Raw genomic sequence first — 17,439 nt, forward strand, 5'->3', positions numbered from 1 at the left:
CAGACCTGACAGCATCCACGGTGTGGGCGACATCCCGCACCGTATGAGGAGAACACCATGGCTCAAATGAAATTTATGTGTGACGCCGAACGCTGCATCGAATGCAACGGCTGCGTTACCGCCTGTAAAAATGCCAATGATGTCGAATGGGGCATTCAACGTCGTCGCGTTGTGACACTAAATGACGGCGAAGCCGATGAAATGTCCATTTCGGTTGCCTGCATGCACTGTGACGACGCGCCTTGCATGGCAGTGTGCCCCACTGACTGCTTCTATAAAACCGACGACGGCATCGTGTTGCACGACAAAGACCTGTGTATCGGCTGTGGCTACTGCCTGTACGCCTGCCCGTTCGGCGCCCCACAGTTCCCGCAGCAGGATGCGTTCGGCGAGCGTGGCAAGATGGACAAATGTACTTTCTGTGCCGGCGGCCCAGCCGAAAGCAAAGAAGAAGAGTACGAGAAGTACGGCTCCAACCGCATCGCCGAAGGCAAACTACCACTGTGCGCGGAAATGTGCTCCACCAAGGCGCTGCTGGCGGGCGACGCCCAAGACGTTGCCGATATTTTCCGTCAGCGCGTGGTGCATCGCGGTCACGAGGATGGCGCCTGGTCTAACAACCCTCAGGCCAGTGCCGACAACCTAGCCTATGATGCTGCCCGTAAAGGGTAAGGAGGCTTTCCATGAACCAGTTGACTGCTCAGGCGCCCGGTGGGGTGCCGCATCTGAACCTCTGGCAAGGGGTTTGGCGCTGGCTATTGTTGGCTTTTGTGCTGGTGCTGAGTCTCGGCGTGACACAGGTGGCGAGTGCCCAGGCCGACCCTGACCGGGAGATGGGCACGGCAGCGCCGGGTATCGATGCTGACCAGTGGCGGGAAGTGCGCAGCGGCGAAACCGATGCCAACTATCGCGACTCGCGTTACGAGAGTAACTACAATCTGATCAATTCTAGCGGGGAAACCTGGCGTCAATGGCGTAATCGCTGGGTGTCACCTTTCGGGTTGATCGTGATTGGCGGCATGATCGGGATCATTACGCTGTTCTACCTGATCATTGGTCGCAAGCATCTTGAAGAACCCCGAACGGGACGCAAGCTGTTCCGCTGGCCGCTTTTCATGCGTGCCTTGCACTGGTCGGTGGCATCGCTGTTCATTGTCCTGGCGCTTACTGGGCTTAACCTGCTGTTCGGCAAGTTCGTCTTCCGCGGCCTGTTTGGCGATGCCTTTTGGGGATGGATGGTTTCCTCCTCCAAGGTGCTGCACAACTATCTGGGACCAATCTTCGGTATCTTGCTGGTCATACTGCTGGTCAGTCTAATCAAAGACAACCTACCCAAAAAGCACGACCTGGAATGGTTCAAGAAAGGTGGCGGCCTTGTAGGTAAAGGGCACGTGGACGCCGGTTTTGCCAACGGTGGCGAAAAAGCCTGGTATTGGCTATTGGCCACGGTTGGGCTTCTGGTGGTTGCCAGCGGCTTCGTGCTCGACTTCCCCAACTTCGGTCAGGGACGCGACACCATGCAGTGGGCTAATCTCGTTCACGCGGTGGGCGCCCTGGGGCTGACGGCCGTGTCGATCGGTCACATCTACATCGGCACCCTGGGCACGGAAGGCTCGCTTGAAGGCATGACTACCGGCTACGTCGATGAAACCTGGGCCAAAGAGCACCACAACTTGTGGTACGAAGAGGTCAAGGATCAGGCAGTTTCCGAGCAGGATCTGGCCGATCGGAAAGCTTCAAAAGACTCCGGTGAGTCTCCCGCCACACGCTCCTCGTAAGGCGCGTTGGAATGTTGCAAAAGACACCGCCTACGGGCGGTGTCTTTTGTTATGCTGAGCTTAATTTCACTCCATAGAGGTCAAAGGCGATGGATAAGTTTGACGACACCACCCGTACCGAACTCGAAGCAGCGGCGTTTCGCCGTTTGCTGCAGCATCTTGATGACAATAAAGACGTGCAGAATATCGATCTGATGATCCTGGCTGACTTCTGTCGTAACTGTTTGTCCAAATGGCTGGTTAGCGCGGCGGAAGCACGGGGCGAGCCGCTTACCTACGAAGAAGCCCGTGAATACGTTTACGGCATGCCCTATAGCGAATGGAAAGAGCTCTATCAAGCGCCAGCGACACCCGAGCAGATGGCGGCCTGGGAAGCGCACCACGCCAAAAAGAAAGCCGCCAAACAGGGGTGATGCCATGAACGAGCTAATGATTCCGCTGCGTATCGCCGTACTGACGATTTCCGATACGCGGACCGACGAGACGGATCGCAGTGGTCAGGCGTTGGTCGAGCGACTCACCGAGGCTGGGCATGAACTGGTGGAAAAACGCATCGTGCCGGACGACGTGTATACCATTCGTGCCGTCGTAGCCCAGTGGATTGCCGATAGCAATGTGCAGGTGGTGATTACCACCGGCGGCACCGGCTTTACCGGCCGCGACTCTACCCCAGAAGCGGTAGGCGTTCTGCTGGATAAGCGCATCGAAGGCTTTGGCGAGCGCTTCCGCCAGCTCAGCGGTGAGGAAATCGGCAGCTCGACGATTCAAAGCCGCTGCCTCGGCGGGCTGGCCAACGCCACGGTGATCTTCTGCCTGCCGGGCTCGACCGGCGCCTGCCGCACCGGCTGGGACGGTATTCTGGCCGAACAGCTCGACAGCCGCCACAAGCCGTGCAACTTTGCCAACCTGGTCATCCCCGAGCGGGGCCAGCATGGCTGAGCTGCACTCAATTGAGGACGCTCTGGCCGCGCTGCTGGCGGATGTCACGCCCGTGACGGCGGAGCGTGTGGCGCTTACCGACGCGGCCGGGCGGGTGCTGGCTGAAGACGTTACCGCACAGCTTGATGTGCCGCCCTACACCAACAGCGCCATGGATGGCTACGCACTGCGCGCTGCCGAAGCCGGTCGGCGCCTTGAAGTCAGCCAGCGTATCGCGGCGGGCACGCCGGCCACCCCGCTGGCGCCGGGCAGCTGCGCGCGCATTTTTACCGGCGGTGAAATCCCCCCGGGGGCCGACTGTGTGGTCATGCAGGAGCGCGTTGAGGTGGATGGCAATGCTGCCCACATTCCAGCGGATATTCCCGCCGGCGACAATGTGCGTCTGAAAGGGCGCGATGTGCGTCAGGGTGATGTGCTGTTAAGCGCCGGTGAACGTCTGGAAGCCGCCGCCCTCGGTCACCTGGCCGGGCAGGGGGTCACAGAGGTTGGCGTACGCCGTCGGCCTCGGGTGGCGCTACTATCTACCGGCGATGAAGTGATTGATCCCGGTACACCGCTCAAGCCCGGGCAGTTGTATAACTCCAACCGCCCCATGCTCACCAGGTTGCTGGAAACCTTTGGCGCTGAGGTAGTGAGTCAGGTCAGCGTGCCCGACGATGCCGAGCGTACCCGTGAACTGCTTGCCCAGGCGGCGGAAGACGCCGACGTGGTCGTTAGCACCGGCGGTGTCAGCGTCGGCGAAGAGGATCACGTGAAAGCTTCGCTTGAGGCGCTTGGCGAACTTACGATGTGGAAACTCGCCATTCGGCCGGGCAAGCCATTGGCCCTGGGTCGCTTACCTAGGCGGGGCGGTGGTCAGGCGCGTTTTGTTGGGCTGCCAGGCAATCCAGTATCGGGGTTTGTCGGCGCGTGGCTCTTTTTACGCCCGTTGATGGGCGCGTTATTACGCTGCCACGATCTGAGGTCGCTGCCCTGCGTCACTGCACGGGCGGGGTTTTCAACGTCGACGGGTCCAAGGCAGCACTATATGCGCGTAACCCTAACGTTTGATGACCAGGGCGCGAAAGCCATGGCCTTCGACGATCAGAACTCTTCAGTGCTTTCCTCGTGCATACAGGCCAATGCATTGGCAGTGATTCCACCTCACAGTGAACTTGCGATGGGGCAGCCGGTGGCATGTCTTTGGCTTATGAGCTAAGGGGTTACGCACTTAAGGCTTGCAGACCATCGCCGGGTATCCAGCAGTGGCACCGCTGATAGTGGCTAAAAGTAAGCTTTTAGCTTTCATGGCGCTAGATCCATGTGGATAGCCACTTGATTGCGACCCTGTTGTTTGGCGCGGTAGAGCGCTTGGTCGGCGGCTAAACGCAACGACTCTGTTGCGGGGTGGTCAGGAAAATCGCTTATCCCAGCGCTGAAGGTGCAGCGAAAATGGTTGCCGTGGGCATAAAAATCAACTGACCCAAAATCCTCGCGAAGCCCGTCGATCAACTCGGCGGCACGTTGCACATCCACGCCTTTGAGCAGCACTACAAACTCTTCCCCGCCGTAGCGGCCAATAATATCCGAGAGCCGTAAGCGGCTCTTTAGTAGTCGAGCCAGGGTGATAATGACTTGGTCTCCCGCCAAGTGACCGTGGATGGCATTGACCTGCTTAAAGTGGTCAATATCGATCATCGCCATGGCGTGCTGGCTATCGTCTCGATGCGCCTGGGCGAGGGCCTTGTTGATAAAATCGGTAGTGGTGCTGTGATTGTAAAGCCCGGTCATGCTGTCGTGGCTCATTAATGAGTGCAGCATGCGCAGCCGCTCGCCCCGCAGTCGTACAGCAGAGATCAGTTCAGCGGGTTGTACTGGCTTGGTAATCAGCGCCTCGACTTCGGAGGCCATCGCCGAAAGCTGCTTTTGACTGTCGGCGCTGCCCGTTAAATAAACGATTGGTAGGCCAAGGTACTCGGGCTGATGGCGAATCATCGTCGCCAGCTCTTCACCGGAGCAGTCAGACATAAACATATCGACCAGCAGCAAATCCGGATTAAAGCGCTCCAGCGCGATGAGCGTCTCGGCGGGGTGGTGAACTTGCTGGACGATCATGCCCGCGCCTTTAAGCAGCAGCGCGTGGTATTCGGCGGCGTCGACTTCATCATCCACTACCAGCACGCGTAGTGGCTCCTTTTCTATCGGGGTGGTCAATTCGTCGATGGCCAGCATTAAGTCGAGCGGTTTAACCGGGTGTGTGAAATACCCCTGGCAGCCTGCGCGTACCGCGCTCAAACGCGATGAAAAATTGCCGTAGGCCGACAGTACGATGGCGGGCATCTGCGATCCGGTTAGCCTGTTTAATTCGGCCAGCGTATCGGTGCCATCGGTTTGGCCCTTGGGAAAGTTTACATCCATGATCACTACATCAGGGCGGCGCGTCAGCGCAGCATCAAAAAACGTCTCGGTATCTTCAAAGGACACCACCTCGTGGCCGAAGCAGTGCAAGTGATGAACTAGAATGCCGCTGTGCTCAGGGTCATCACCGCACAGGTAAATCAGCCGCTGTCGCTTGCTGCGTACTTGGCTGGAAGATGGGTTGGGAGACAGCGCTTGCAACTGTTCCTCATCGATATAACGCTGACGCCGTTGGCTCAGCTTGTGATGCGGCGGTTTGGAGGAGTGAGACATCAAGCGACCTGGGTAAGTGAGCGTGCGGGGCGAGCTATTTCAGCACTGAAGATCCCTTTCACAGCTTACAATTCACAATATACGCATCGGTATCGACCTCACCATTAATAGTCGATCTTAATAGCGTTCATATTCGCGCAATCTAGCAATGAGTGCAAAGCTGCCCAGGTTAGGGTAAGTGGCCAATCAGAGAAGCATGTCTCGGCACACACCATAGGGCATGTCTTTGCGAAGCGCTGAAGCGCCTTTGCCATACCTCAGCAAGGCGGGCGGTCACCGATCTAATCGAATTGTTCAAAGAGAACATGTTACAAATGTCTGATATTTAGAAAAATTTGTTAAGAAAACACGCCATTAGCATCATTAATTCGACTAAAGACCAATAGTAGAATCGAGTCACCCAACTACAATCCATCGCCAATCGGTAAATTTACCTAAATCCACTGCGCTGGCAATTCGTACACTTACGTACACGAGCATGCGCGACCGCCCCGAAGGATGTTCTTATGCATGCCCTCACCCTGGCGTCATTTCTATTCTTCACTTGTTTAGTGGCCTTTATCACCTGGCGCATCACGCGACGGGATGATCACAGCAGTACCAGCGGTTATTTCCTGGCAGGGCGAACGCTAACGTTCCCGTTGATTGCTGGGTCGCTATTGATGACCAATCTGTCCACCGAGCAAATGGTAGGCTTGAATGGCTCGGCATTTAGTGATGGCTTGAGTGTGATGGCCTGGGAAGTGGTGGCGGTCATAGCCTTGGTGGCGTTGGCCCTGTTCTTCCTGCCGCGCTTCTTGAAAAGCGGTATCGCGACCTTACCGCAGCTGCTGCTGATCCGCTTCGATAAAGGCACGCAGTTGATAGCCAACGTGATCTTTTTGATCGCCTACGCGGTGATTTTGCTGCCGATTATCCTTTATTCTGGCGCGGTAGGGCTTCAGGGCATGCTCGACTTGCCCGCACTGACCGGCATCGAATCATCCACCACGCTACTCTGGTTAACCGTTTGGATCGTGGGCATCATCGGTGCGGTGTACGCTCTATTTGGCGGGCTGCGCACGGTAGCCGTGTCCGACACGCTTAACGGCGTCGGTCTGCTTATCGGTGGTTTTGTCATCGTCTACTTTGGTCTGCAAGCGGTGAGCGATGGCAACGGCATCGCGGAAGGCTGGAATATCCTTAAAGAAAGCAATCCCGATAAGCTTAACTCCATCGGCGGTGACGACCAGCAGGTGCCGTTCTTTACGCTGTTTACCGGTGTCTTCTTGATCAATCTGTTCTATTGGACGACGAATCAGCAGATTATCCAGCGTACGTTTGCCGCTAAAAACCTCGCTGAAGGTCAGAAAGGCGTACTGCTGACCGGCTTCTTCAAGCTGTTGGGCCCACTTTACCTGGTGCTGCCGGGGATCATCGCCTACCACCTGTACGCTGATGACGGCATCCGTGCCGACGAGGCCTATGGCCACCTGGTTTTCAACGTGCTGCCGCCTTATCTCACCGGGTTCTTCGCGGCGGTGATGGTCGGTGCCATTCTGTCATCGTTCAACTCCGCGCTAAACAGCACCACGACCATCTTCAGTCTGGGTATTTACAAGCAGGTTCTCAATAAAGACGCTAGCGAAGAACAGGTAGTGAAGTCGGGCAAGGTGTTTGGCTGGATCATGGCAGGCATTACCATGACCATCGCGCCGCTGCTGGCGGGTCAGGATAGCCTGTTTGGTTATCTGCAGAAGATGAATGCTATCTACTTTATTCCCATTCTGGCCGTAGTGCTGGTGGGACTTTTGACCAAACGGGTACCGCCGATGGCCGCCAAAATCGGCTTGGTGGGGGGCTGTTTGCTGATCGCGGCGGGTTACTTCGTGCCGCCGTTCAACATGTTGCCGACGATCATGCACGAGTTCCACTTTGTGGCGGCGGTATTCGTGCTGCTGGTCGCAATGATGCTGGTGATTGGCAAGCTGCGCCCCCGGGAGACCGACTGGGTTCAGGAATACTCGGGCGACGTTGATCTCACTCCATGGAAGGGCGCGGTGCCTACCGGTATCGTGTTGGTGGTGCTGGTGATTATTATGTACGCCTCGTTCGCTGGGTAATGCGTTGGCTAAATAAATAACCCGCGATCGCTTAACGCCCCATGACCACTAATGCTGGCATGGGGCGTTTTCGTTGCGCCTTATGCGGGCTGATAGGTGTCGTGGAAGCGTTTGCGCAGCTCGTTTTTTTGCACTTTGCCCATCGTATTGCGCGGCAGGCTGTCGATAAAGAACACGCGCTTGGGCTGCTTGTATTTGGCAAGCCGACCCTGCAAGTGAGCCAGTACGGCGGCTTCGTCGAGGCGTGCACCCGGTTGGGTGACCACAGCGGCGGTCACACCTTCGCCAAAGTCCGGATGTGGCAGTCCGATCACGGCGGATTCTGATACGCCTTCCAGTTCGTCAATCACCTGCTCGATTTCCTTGGGATAGACGTTATACCCCCCAGAAATTACCAGGTCTTTATCCCGCCCGACGATATGCACATAGCCCTGCTCGTCGACCATGGCCAGATCACCGGTAATGAAAAAGCCATCCTCCAGCAGCTCTTCGCGGGTTTTTTCCGGCATTCGCCAGTAGCCAATAAACACGTTAGGGCCACGAATCTGTAGCATGCCAATCTCGCCGGGGGCGACCTCGGCGCCGGTTTCCCGATCGGTGATACGCATCTCCACGCCGGGCAGCGGCATACCCACCGTGCCTGCCCGTCTTGCCCCCTCATAGGGGTTAGAGATGTTCATATTGGTTTCGGTCATGCCGTAGCGCTCAAGAATGGCATGCCCGGTCTTGGCCTCGAAGGCTTCGTGGGTCTCAGCGGTCAGCGGCGCTGAGCCCGATACAAACAGGCGCATATTGGTGGTGACCTCGGGCGTCAGGCGCGGGTCTTGCACAAGGCGCGTATAGAACGTCGGCACGCCCATCATCACACTTCCACGGGGCAGTTCCTCGAAAATCACATCGGCGTCGAACTTAGGCAGAAACAGCATGCTGGCACCGGCCATCAGGGTGACGTTGCACGCCACAAACAGACCGTGGGTATGAAAAATCGGCAGCGCGTGGATCAGACGGTCGTCAGCGCTGAAGTGCCAGGCCTTGACGAGTGTTTCGGCATTGGAGGCCAGATTCTGGTGGGTCAGCATGGCGCCCTTGGAGCGCCCGGTGGTGCCCGAGGTGTATAAAATCGCCGCCAGATCACGCGCTTGAAGCTCGGCGATGTCGTTATGAGGGGTGACGCTCGCGGCTTCGTCCATCAGGCTGCCGTCGGCTGCGCTGCCCAAGGTCACAACGGCGGGGCAGCCGGTATCGCTGGCGATTTGGCGGGCCTCATCGGCTACAGCGGGTCGGCAGACAAACAGTGCCGGTTCAGCATCGCCCAGAAAATAGCGAATTTCATCGCCGGTGTAACCGGTATTGAGCGGCAAATAAGCCCCGCCAATTTGCAGGCAGGCAAGGTAGAGCAGAATAGCTTCGGGGCTTTTATCTACCTGGACCGCCACGCGGTCGCCCTGACGTACGCCAAGAGCGATAAGCGCCCCGGCCAGCCTGGCACTTTGGTTCAGCGCATCCGTGTAGGAGTAGCGCCGGCCCTCGCGGGTGGTGATAAAATCGGCCTCCCCGCGCTCATGCATTTGCGTGGCAAAGGTGGCAAACAGGTTATGGTTCATTTGGCAGTTTCTCCCTTGGCCAGCTTGCGCGCGCGCTTGGCGAGGTCACGCACATCGTTTGAGCAGGCAATGGTGCCCTTGGAGGTGTAATTTTCGTGGTTTCGCTCAATGTCATCGAGCACATAAAGGTAATTGACCATCAGCCCAGCCGCTTGTTTAAGCCCTTTATCGGATATGTCGCCAAGCCAGTTGATACGGTGCAGTTTGGCCCCATTGCCCAGGTGAAAGCGTGCCACGGGGTTGAGCGGGAGGCCATGGCGGTTTTTTTCGTCTACCAGATAATGAGCCGCCAGCGGTTGTAGCGTTGTTCTGAGCCGCTCCTGGCGGAGTTTGTCCTGGTGCCAGCCCGGTGTCTCCAGCTCGGCCAGCGTTTCACGCACGCTGGGTGGCCACTGCTCGCTATCACGCTGCTCGTTAAGCCATTGGGCGAAGCCTGGTACGGGCGAGAGGGTGACAAAATACTTGAGCTGCGGCAGTTCCTGGGAAAGCTCCTGTACCACCTGCTTGATCAAAAAGTTACCGAACGATATGCCGCGCAAGCCGGTCTGGCAGTTGCTGATGCCGAAGAAGGCGGCGCTGTCAGCGTCTTCGGGGTCGTCAACACCGCTATCTTCACCGGAGAGAATCGGTTGAATGCGGCTGGGCAGCCCCTTGTGCAACGCTACCTCGACGAAGATCAGCGGCTCATCGCCAATCGCCGGGTGAAAAAAGGCGAAGCAGCGCCGATCGCGGGCATCCAAGCGTCGGCGCAGGTCGTCCCAGTCTTGAATTTCGTGGACCGCTTCGTAGCGGATGATTTTTTCCAGAATCGATGCTGGCGTATTCCAATCGATGCGCTTGAGCATCAGGAAGCCGCGGTTGAACCAGGAGCCGAACAGGTGGGCAAAGTCGTCATCGATGGGTGCAAGTTCGGGCTGCTCGCGTAGCAGATCAAGCAAGTCCTGACGCATATTGACCAGCTCATAAGTGCCATCACTGGCAAAGTTCAACCGTCGGAAAAGCTCCTGGCGTAGCGGTTCGCAGGCTTCAAACAACTGTTGCAGTGTGCGGTTATCGCGCGTGTCGCGATAGGCGGCGTAGGCTTGGTCAATCTGCTCCGGCTCTGCTGCAAAGTCGTCTGCCAGACGCTGGAAAAAGCGTTGTTTTTCCGTGTCTGAAAGGCGCTGGTAGATGGCAAGCGCGCGGCTTGCCAGGGCAATGCTTGAGGCTTCCCCGTCGCTTGCCAGCAGCGCCTGGCAGGCCTTGATCAAGTGGTCGTGGTCAACGGCCAGGGTGCTTGGGTCGCGGCGACGCAGCAGGGCATCGCGTTGGGTAATGTTGTTAAACAGTTCCTGAAGAAAGGTCATGTTCATAGCGATGCTCCTTTTAGCCCATGATCAGGTTGGGCAGCCACAAAGCCAGGCCGGGGAACAGGCACAGCAACAAGATACCCAGCACCATGCATAGCGCATACGGGAGACTGCCCATCAGCACGTTGCGGAGCGAAATATCTGGCGCGATGCTGTTGATGATAAACAGGTTCAGCCCCACTGGTGGCGTGATCAAGCCGATCTCCAGGTTGATGGTCAGGATGACCGCGAACCAGTAGGGGTCGAAGTTCGCCGCCAGGATGACCGGCATCAGGATCGGCGCTGTCATCACGATCACCGCCACCGGGGGCAGGAAAAAGCCGGCCACCAGCAGGAAGAGGTTGATCAGGGCCATCAGCACCCAGCGGTTGACCTCCAGGTCGGCGATGCCGCCAGCCACGGTCTGGGTGATGAACAGCGACGACAGGGCATAGGCGAACACCTCCGCGGCGGCGATCACCAACATGATCATCACACTCTCGCGCAACGAGTCACGCATAATCAGCTTGAGCGGCTTCAACTGCCACATGCGGTAGATGATTATCGCCAGCGCCAGGCACATAAAGGCGCCGACGCCGGCGGCCTCGGTGGGGGTGGCCACCCCGCCGTAGAGGGCGAAGAGGATGAGGCCCACCACCGCCAGGAAGGGCAGCACGCGCACCAGCGCCTTGAGGTTGGCGTCGACGTTCTGGCGCAGCGTCTGCTTGACCGCTTCGGTGTTGATGGCCATGGGGTTCTGGTAGCCGCCTGCCAGCTTGCAGGCGATCAGCGTCCAGATCATGAACAGCCCGGCGAGCATGAACCCTGGCACCACGCCGGCGATGAACAGCCGACCGATGGAGGTCTCGGTGGCGATGCCGTAGATGATCATGGTCACCGAGGGTGGAATCAAGATGCCCAGGGTGCCGCCTGCGGCGATGCAGCCGGCGGCCACGCCATCGGGATAGCCACGGGCACGCATCTCGGGGATGCCCATCTTGCCGATCGCCGCACAGGTTGCGGGCGAGGAACCGGACAGCGCGGCAAAAATCGAGCAGGCGCCGATGTTGGAGATTGCCAACCCCCCTGGCAGCTTGCCCAGCCATAGGTCAAGCGAACGGTAGAGGTCGCGCCCGGTAGGCGACGACGCCACAGCAGCGCCCATCAGGATAAACATAGGGATGGCAATGAAGCCGAACTCGGCGATGCGATCGTAGAAGGTTTCGCCGAAGTAGGTCAGCTCCGAGATGCCGCGGCTGGCGACCAGCGCGATCAGCGAGACGCCGCCCAGCGCAAAGGCGATGGGCGTGCCGATGGCCATCAGCACGATCAGGCCGATGGCGACGAAAATACCGGCGGTAACAGGATCCATGCTCAGTTCTCCCCACGCATGATTTCGGCGACGTATTGCAACGTCAGTTGAGTGGTGCCCACGGCCATGGTCAGCACAGGTGGCCACAGAGGGGGATTCCAGACGGTGCCGGTGGTCCAGCCCCCGTGCCAGGCCTCGAACACGTAGACCCAGGCGGCGTAGGCCAGGCAGGCACAGAACCCCAGGCCAACCAGGGAGGCGACCAGGTTCATAATTCGTTTGGGCGTACCGCCAAGCTTATCGGGCAGCACGGTGACCGCCACGTGGCCGCCGGTCATCAGCACGTAGGGGCTACCCAGCAGCATGGCAGCGGTGACCGAGAAGACGGTGAATTCGGTCTGCCAACTGGTGCTGACGCCGATCACGTAGCGCATGAAGACCATCTGGCAGATCACGAAGGTGCCAGCGACGAACAGCGCTGCGGCGAGGTAGGCCATCCACCGCGAGATGCGATCCATCAGCCGGACATAGCCGTGCCGTGGTCCGCCACGGGAGTTGGCCGTGAAAGAGGGCGAGTGGGTCATGAGGCTCTCCGAGAAGGCAGGAAGGCCGCCCCGGCGGGGCGGCCGATCGTCAGGGGGCTTGCGGGATCACTCCACCTCAAGGGCGGCGTCGATGATCGCCTGACCGTTCTCGACATTCTCGGCGAAGTTTTTGTAGGAAGTCTCCTTGGCGATCTCAAGCCACGCCTCGTAATCTTCCTCGGACATGCTGACTACCTCGACGCCTTCTTCCTCGAAGACCTCGACCATTTTATCATCGAGTCCCGCTGCCTCACTGGCGAAGAACTCCTCGGCCTCCTCGGCGGCGGCGGTCAGCGCTTCCTGCTGCTCCTCGTTGAGTTTCTCCCAGCTCTGATTAGAGATCAGGATCGGCTCGTACATGAACCACAGGGCGTAGTCGCCGGGTTCGGTCAGGCACTCGACCTGCTCGAAGAGGCGGAAGGAAACGAACGACATCGAGGAGGTATTGGCGGCGTCCAGCACGCCGGTCTGCATGCCGGTGTAGATCTCTGAAGAAGGCATGGACGCGATTGATGCACCGGCTTCCTCAAGCATTTCTTCAAAGGCTGGCCCGGCGGCGCGGATGTTCTGGCCCTCCACCGTGTCCGGTGAGGTGATGCACTGCTCACTGGAGGCGAAACCGCCGGCTAGCCATGCATCAGCCAGCACCTTGGCACCGCCCTCGTCGATCACGTCCTTAATCATCTCCATGTATTCGGAGTCGTTTAGGCGCTGGGCGTGATCATGGTTACGCACCAGCCCCGGCATCAGGGTGGCGGAGAATTCCGGATGGCGGCCGCTGGCGTAATCGAGCGGCAAGGCGGTGATGTCCAGACGGCCGCGGACCAAGGCGCCCCACTGCTCGTCGGCCTTGAACAGCGACTGGCCGGGGTGGACCTCGATCTCGAGGCCGACGTCGGCCTCGGCGACCTTTTCGGCGAGCATTTGAACCATCTCGTCACGCACATCGCCCTTCCCGCCGGGGAACTGGTGGGAAGCACGCAGTACGGTATTTGCCGAGGCATGAGAAGCGGCGATCATCAGGCCCAGGGCAGTGGCGGTGATTAGATGTTTACGTTGCATGTGGCGTCTCCAACAATTGTTGTTGTGTGCTTGGATTAGCTTAATGTGTTTATCAGTCGAGCTGATATATATATCAATAGGCGCTGCGTATGCTAATGTCAACTTTATGACATATGCTTTGTGTAAAATATTGCGCTGCTAAATAAGGAGGTGACGCATGCCAGACTCAAAGCGCTCCAACGCCCAGCGGCTCAAGGATTCATTGGAAAATGACATCATTAATGGGCGCCGGGCGCCCGGCGAGCGGCTTGACCCTGAAACACTAGGCAAGCAGTTCAGCGTTTCGCGCACGCCGGTCCGCGAGGCGATTCAGCAGTTGGTGGCCAGCGGCCTGGTCACGGTATCGCCTAAAAAGGGCACCTTCGTTGCTAAGGTGGGGATTGACCAACTGATTGAAATGTTTGAAGTGATGGCTGAGTTGGAAGGCATGTGTGGGCGACTCGCCGCGCGACGCATTACCGAGCAGGAACTTGCAGCTCTGCGCGACGCCCATCAGCGCTGTGAAGCCGCCGCCCAGGCAGGTGATACCGACGAATATTATTACGAGAATGAAGGGTTTCACGACTGTATCTACACGGCGAGTCACAATAGCTTTTTAGCCAGCGAGGCGCGCCAGCTCAAGCAGCGCTTGAAGCCTTACCGGCGTTTGCAGTTGCAGGTTCGTCAGCGCATGCACAACTCGCTTAGCGAGCATCAGACGATCTTTGACGCCATTGAACGCGGCGATGCGCCGGGCGCCCAGCAGGCGCTTAGTGATCACGTACTTATTCAGGGCGAGCGTTTCAGCGACTTTGTGTCCAGCGTGCGGCGTATGGAAGCGCCCATCTCACAAACGGGATAGTACGAGTATGTCTTTATCGGTGGGGTAATGGTCCTTGCCGACATGGGGCGTAGCGCCGACACTCTCTCTATCGCTTGAGTATCGCGGAGAGAGACTGTGACTCGCCATATTGCCCTACTTGCCTATCCCGACTGCCAGTTGCTGGATGTCAGCGGCCCTTGGCAGGTGTTTGCCAGCGCCAATGCGTTGAGCCCCCACCCGTTGTATCAGTTAACGCTTGTCGCCGATGACGTCGGCCCGGTCGCCACTAACGGCGGCTTAGCGGTGCACGCCACGCACACCTACCGTCAGCTCAATCATTTAGTGCCTTTGGATACGCTTCTGGTCGCGGGCGGTAGTGGCGTGATGCAGCAGCGTGACATCGCCGCTGTGAAAGAGGTGCTGTGTGGGGTTGCGCCTGAGGTTAGGCGACTTGGTTCTATCTGCTCCGGGGCGTTTTTGTTAGCCGCCGCTGGGCTGCTGGATAGCTGTCGCGTGACGACCCACTGGCGACATGCTCAGCAATTGGCTGATGAATACCCCGCGCTAAGCGTCGAACCGGATGCGTTGTATATTGAAAGCAATGGCCGCTACACCAGCGCTGGCATAACGGCAGGCATTGATTTGGCGCTCTCTTTAGTGGAAGCGGATTATGGGGCGACGTTAGCCGGGCGAGTGGCCCGCGAGCTGGTGGTGTTTCTGCATCGCCCGGGCGGGCAATCGCAGTTCAGCGAAGCGCTGCGCCACCAGCAGGATGCAGGCTCTCTGCGTCGGCTAATTGATCAGTTGCATGCGGATCCTGCTGCCGACTACTCCCTTGAACGTATGGCCGACGTTATGGCTGTGACGCCGCGTCATCTCACTCGGCTGTTTAGGCGCCACTTGCAGATCACCCCAGGGGCGTATGTGACGCAATTACGCTTGGAACAAGCTCGCCTGGCGCTACTCAACGAGCGTGGGCAGTTATCACTTGAGCGCCTGGCGCAGCGCTGGCGCCTGGGCGGCGCTGAGCAACTGCGTCGCCAGTTCCAGCGCTACTACGGCGTATCGCCCTCGGTCTATCGTCAACGATTTGCTTCTTCCTGCGCTGACTCCCCAATGGAGCATCTATCATGCCTTTAACCGTCACTTTACTATCGCTTTGCCAAGCGTTGTTGGTCACCGGTAATGTCTTACTGATCGCCGTCTCACCACTGATAGGGGCATCTTTGGCCCCCAGTGCATCATGGTCGACCGCGCCGGTCGCCACCCAGTGGCTGGGGCTGATGTGCGCGACGATTCCCGCCTCGCTGATCATGGCCAGGCTGGGCCGTAAGCGCGGCTTTATTCTGGGCAATATCGTTGGCTTGGTGGGCGCGCTGGTCGCCGTGCAGGCGCTGATGAGCGAACGCTTTGGGTTGTTTCTGTTAGCCACGTGGCTGATCGGTATCGGCATTGGCTTTGGTCAGCTGTATCGCTTTGCTGCGGTGGAGGCCGCTCCCGCGCAGCTGCGTGACCGGGCGATTGGTTTGGTGATGGGGGGCGGTGTGCTGGCGGCGTTTGCCGGGCCGTGGTTGTCTAGGGTGAGTCGTGAGATGGGCGAGGTGCCATTTCTGGGCAGCTTTATGGGGTTAGCCGCGATCTACGCACTGGCGCTAGTGGTGCTGATGCTGACGCAACTACCGCCTGCTTCCCGCACCCATGGCGAAGGCATCGCACTGCCGCTGGGCAAGATACTCCGCCAGCCTGGATTTATTGTGGCGGTAAGCGCGGCGATGGTCGGTTATGGCGTGATGAACCTGGCCATGACCGCCACGCCGCTTGCCATGGAGGGGGCCGGGCATCACTTTAACCACGTATCAATGACCATTCAGTGGCACGTGGTGGCGATGTTTTTACCCTCGTTCTTTACTGGCCATTTGGCCACCCGCTTCGGCGCCAAGCAGGTCATTGTGGCAGGCTGCCTGCTGCTGGTGGCAAGCGCTTTGGTCGCCCAGTGGGGTATCGGGTTAGCCGGTTTCAATGTGGCGCTGATTCTGCTGGGTCTGGGCTGGAACTTTACCTTTCTGCCTGCCACCGGGCTGCTCACCGAGAGCTACCGCCCGGTGGATAAAGCGCGCACCCAGGCCGCCAACGAGTTTTTAGTGTTTGGTACCGCCGCCACGACCGCCTTGCTTGCCGGGCCCTTGGTTAACGGGTTGGGCTGGGCGACGCTTAACCTCGTGTTGATTCCTATTGCTCTGGTGCCGATCCTCGCCATCGCCTGGCAGCGGTACCGCCAGCAAGATGATAGCCTGGGGGCTCAACCCCGCCCCTAGGAGCCTAGCCGCCATGCTTGAATCGTTCAGCCAGAGTGCCCTGGCAGGCCAGTGTTTTGGTCTGGTGGCGCTTGTGCTTTGCCTGGTGGCGTTTTCAAGCAAGCACGACGATCGGCTGCTCGTGATACTCATCTCCGCCAATGTCGCCTTTGCGCTGCAGTTTGTTTTCTTCAAGAGCTGGACCGCCGCTGCGCTAACCGTACTGGTGATCGTACGTATCGTGCTGGCCCGCCGCTATCTGGGCAGCAAGCCGGTCATGGTGGGGGTGCTGGTGATCAGCGGTATCGTGGCATGGCTGACCTGGCAGAGCTGGGTGGATGTGCTGCCCTTGACTGCCATGGTGCTGGGTACCGTTGGTATGTTTCTGCTGCGCGGTATCAGTATGCGGGTATTTCTGGGGCTCGCCGCCCTGGCGTGGATGCTCAATAACCTGCTGATAGGCACCATAGGCGGCACGATGGCAGAAGCGCTCATCGTAGTGACCAATATCATCACTATCATTCGGTTGGCGCGGGCCAAGCGTAAATACCCCGAGGCGTATCAAGAACCGGAAGTGCTTGAAAACCCAATAAAGCGTGATCCTGCCAATTAGCCAGCGGTATTTGCCCGCGCTACCTTAGGTGTTGTGGCTGCTATGCTCAAAAGATGATGTGACGTTAAGCGAGGAAGACGACGATGGCCGGCGGATGGGCAAAAGACGGTGCCGAACAAGAACAGATGGAGAGCACGCTGAACGATGCGGTTCAGCGCGCCCGCAGCCAGCTTCCCCGTGGCGAGAGCCTGGAGCTATGCGAAGAGTGCGGTGACCCTATTCCCGACGCGCGCCGTAACGCCATTCCAGGCGTTCGGCTGTGTGTCGTTTGTCAGGCTGAGCTGGACAAAAAGCAGTCGGCCTTTAGCGGCTACAACCGGCGTGGCAGCAAAGACAGCCAACTGCGTTGAA

General features: G+C 58.5%; 17 protein-coding genes. 11 read left to right on the top strand and 6 right to left on the bottom strand.

Annotation, left to right across the window (positions count from 1 at the left end; genetic code table 11):
- Nucleotides 1-57 precede the first annotated feature (57 nt).
- The 5 genes from fdh3B to CPH17_RS15450 all read left to right on the top strand — a co-directional run bounded on the left by fdh3B (nucleotide 58) and on the right by CPH17_RS15450 (nucleotide 3,915).
- Complete coding sequence (fdh3B, locus tag CPH17_RS15430) at nucleotides 58-672, top strand: formate dehydrogenase FDH3 subunit beta (protein WP_074395123.1); 615 nt, start codon at nucleotides 58-60, stop codon at nucleotides 670-672.
- Nucleotides 673-683: 11 nt separating this feature from the next.
- Nucleotides 684-1,778, top strand: coding sequence for a formate dehydrogenase subunit gamma (locus CPH17_RS15435; protein ID WP_074395124.1), 1,095 nt, complete (start codon nucleotides 684-686; stop codon nucleotides 1,776-1,778).
- A gap of 89 nt (nucleotides 1,779-1,867) precedes the next feature.
- Nucleotides 1,868-2,191, top strand: a complete 324-nt coding sequence (locus tag CPH17_RS15440; protein ID WP_074395125.1) for a DUF1244 domain-containing protein — start codon at nucleotides 1,868-1,870, stop codon at nucleotides 2,189-2,191.
- 4 nt (nucleotides 2,192-2,195) lie between these two features.
- Nucleotides 2,196-2,717 carry a molybdenum cofactor biosynthesis protein B gene (gene moaB / locus CPH17_RS15445; protein ID WP_074395126.1) on the top strand — a complete coding sequence of 174 codons (522 nt, stop codon included), beginning with the start codon at nucleotides 2,196-2,198 and terminating at the stop codon, nucleotides 2,715-2,717.
- Entirely contained in the window at nucleotides 2,710-3,915 is a 1,206-nt protein-coding gene (locus CPH17_RS15450) for a molybdopterin molybdotransferase MoeA (protein WP_074395127.1), read from the top strand. Before moaB ends, CPH17_RS15450 begins: the two co-directional genes overlap by 8 nt.
- Nucleotides 3,916-4,001: 86 nt before the next feature.
- Here the strand turns inward: CPH17_RS15450 and CPH17_RS15455 are convergent, their stop codons facing one another.
- Nucleotides 4,002-5,387 carry a GGDEF domain-containing response regulator gene (locus CPH17_RS15455; protein ID WP_082934181.1) on the bottom strand — a complete coding sequence of 462 codons (1,386 nt, stop codon included), beginning with the start codon at nucleotides 5,385-5,387 and terminating at the stop codon, nucleotides 4,002-4,004.
- 506 nt (nucleotides 5,388-5,893) lie between these two features.
- Between CPH17_RS15455 and CPH17_RS15460 the strand changes: the two genes are divergently transcribed.
- A complete protein-coding gene (locus tag CPH17_RS15460) occupies nucleotides 5,894-7,489 on the top strand; it encodes a solute:sodium symporter family transporter (RefSeq protein ID WP_074395128.1) in 1,596 nt (531 codons plus the stop codon).
- Nucleotides 7,490-7,569: 80 nt separating this feature from the next.
- On the opposite strand, the gene CPH17_RS15465 is transcribed toward CPH17_RS15460, so the two are convergent.
- The 5 genes from CPH17_RS15465 to dctP all read right to left on the bottom strand — a co-directional run bounded on the left by CPH17_RS15465 (nucleotide 7,570) and on the right by dctP (nucleotide 13,379).
- On the bottom strand, nucleotides 7,570-9,093 hold the full coding sequence (locus CPH17_RS15465) for a malonate--CoA ligase (RefSeq protein ID WP_074395129.1): 1,524 nt from the start codon (nucleotides 9,091-9,093) through the stop codon (nucleotides 7,570-7,572).
- Nucleotides 9,090-10,445 carry a malonyl-CoA decarboxylase gene (locus CPH17_RS15470; RefSeq protein WP_074395130.1) on the bottom strand — a complete coding sequence of 452 codons (1,356 nt, stop codon included), beginning with the start codon at nucleotides 10,443-10,445 and terminating at the stop codon, nucleotides 9,090-9,092. The genes CPH17_RS15465 and CPH17_RS15470 overlap by 4 nt, the downstream gene beginning before the upstream one ends.
- A 13-nt stretch (nucleotides 10,446-10,458) precedes the next feature.
- Entirely contained in the window at nucleotides 10,459-11,793 is a 1,335-nt protein-coding gene (locus tag CPH17_RS15475) for a TRAP transporter large permease (protein WP_074395131.1), read from the bottom strand.
- 2 nt (nucleotides 11,794-11,795) lie between these two features.
- A complete protein-coding gene (locus CPH17_RS15480) occupies nucleotides 11,796-12,317 on the bottom strand; it encodes a TRAP transporter small permease subunit (RefSeq protein ID WP_074395132.1) in 522 nt (173 codons plus the stop codon).
- Nucleotides 12,318-12,383: 66 nt separating this feature from the next.
- The gene (dctP, locus tag CPH17_RS15485) at nucleotides 12,384-13,379 is read right to left on the bottom strand and encodes a TRAP transporter substrate-binding protein DctP (protein ID WP_074395133.1); all 996 of its coding nucleotides are present in this window, start codon (nucleotides 13,377-13,379) and stop codon (nucleotides 12,384-12,386) included.
- Nucleotides 13,380-13,536: 157 nt separating this feature from the next.
- On the opposite strand from dctP, the gene CPH17_RS15490 reads away from it, so the two are divergent.
- The 5 genes from CPH17_RS15490 (at nucleotide 13,537) to CPH17_RS15510 (ending at nucleotide 17,438) form a co-directional block, all read left to right on the top strand.
- Nucleotides 13,537-14,220, top strand: coding sequence for a GntR family transcriptional regulator (locus CPH17_RS15490; RefSeq protein ID WP_074395134.1), 684 nt, complete (start codon nucleotides 13,537-13,539; stop codon nucleotides 14,218-14,220).
- 96 nt (nucleotides 14,221-14,316) lie between these two features.
- Nucleotides 14,317-15,321, top strand: a complete 1,005-nt coding sequence (locus tag CPH17_RS15495) for a GlxA family transcriptional regulator (RefSeq protein ID WP_074395135.1) — start codon at nucleotides 14,317-14,319, stop codon at nucleotides 15,319-15,321.
- A complete protein-coding gene (locus tag CPH17_RS15500) occupies nucleotides 15,312-16,496 on the top strand; it encodes an MFS transporter (RefSeq protein ID WP_074395136.1) in 1,185 nt (394 codons plus the stop codon). Before CPH17_RS15495 ends, CPH17_RS15500 begins: the two co-directional genes overlap by 10 nt.
- A 13-nt stretch (nucleotides 16,497-16,509) precedes the next feature.
- Entirely contained in the window at nucleotides 16,510-17,088 is a 579-nt protein-coding gene (locus CPH17_RS15505; RefSeq protein ID WP_074395137.1) for a YgjV family protein, read from the top strand.
- An 83-nt stretch (nucleotides 17,089-17,171) separates the two neighbouring features.
- Complete coding sequence (locus CPH17_RS15510) at nucleotides 17,172-17,438, top strand: DksA/TraR family C4-type zinc finger protein (protein ID WP_027336913.1); 267 nt, start codon at nucleotides 17,172-17,174, stop codon at nucleotides 17,436-17,438.
- Nucleotide 17,439: the final 1 nt, after the last annotated feature.

This window comes from Halomonas sp. hl-4, assembly GCF_900215475.1.
GTDB lineage: Bacteria > Pseudomonadota > Gammaproteobacteria > Pseudomonadales > Halomonadaceae > Vreelandella.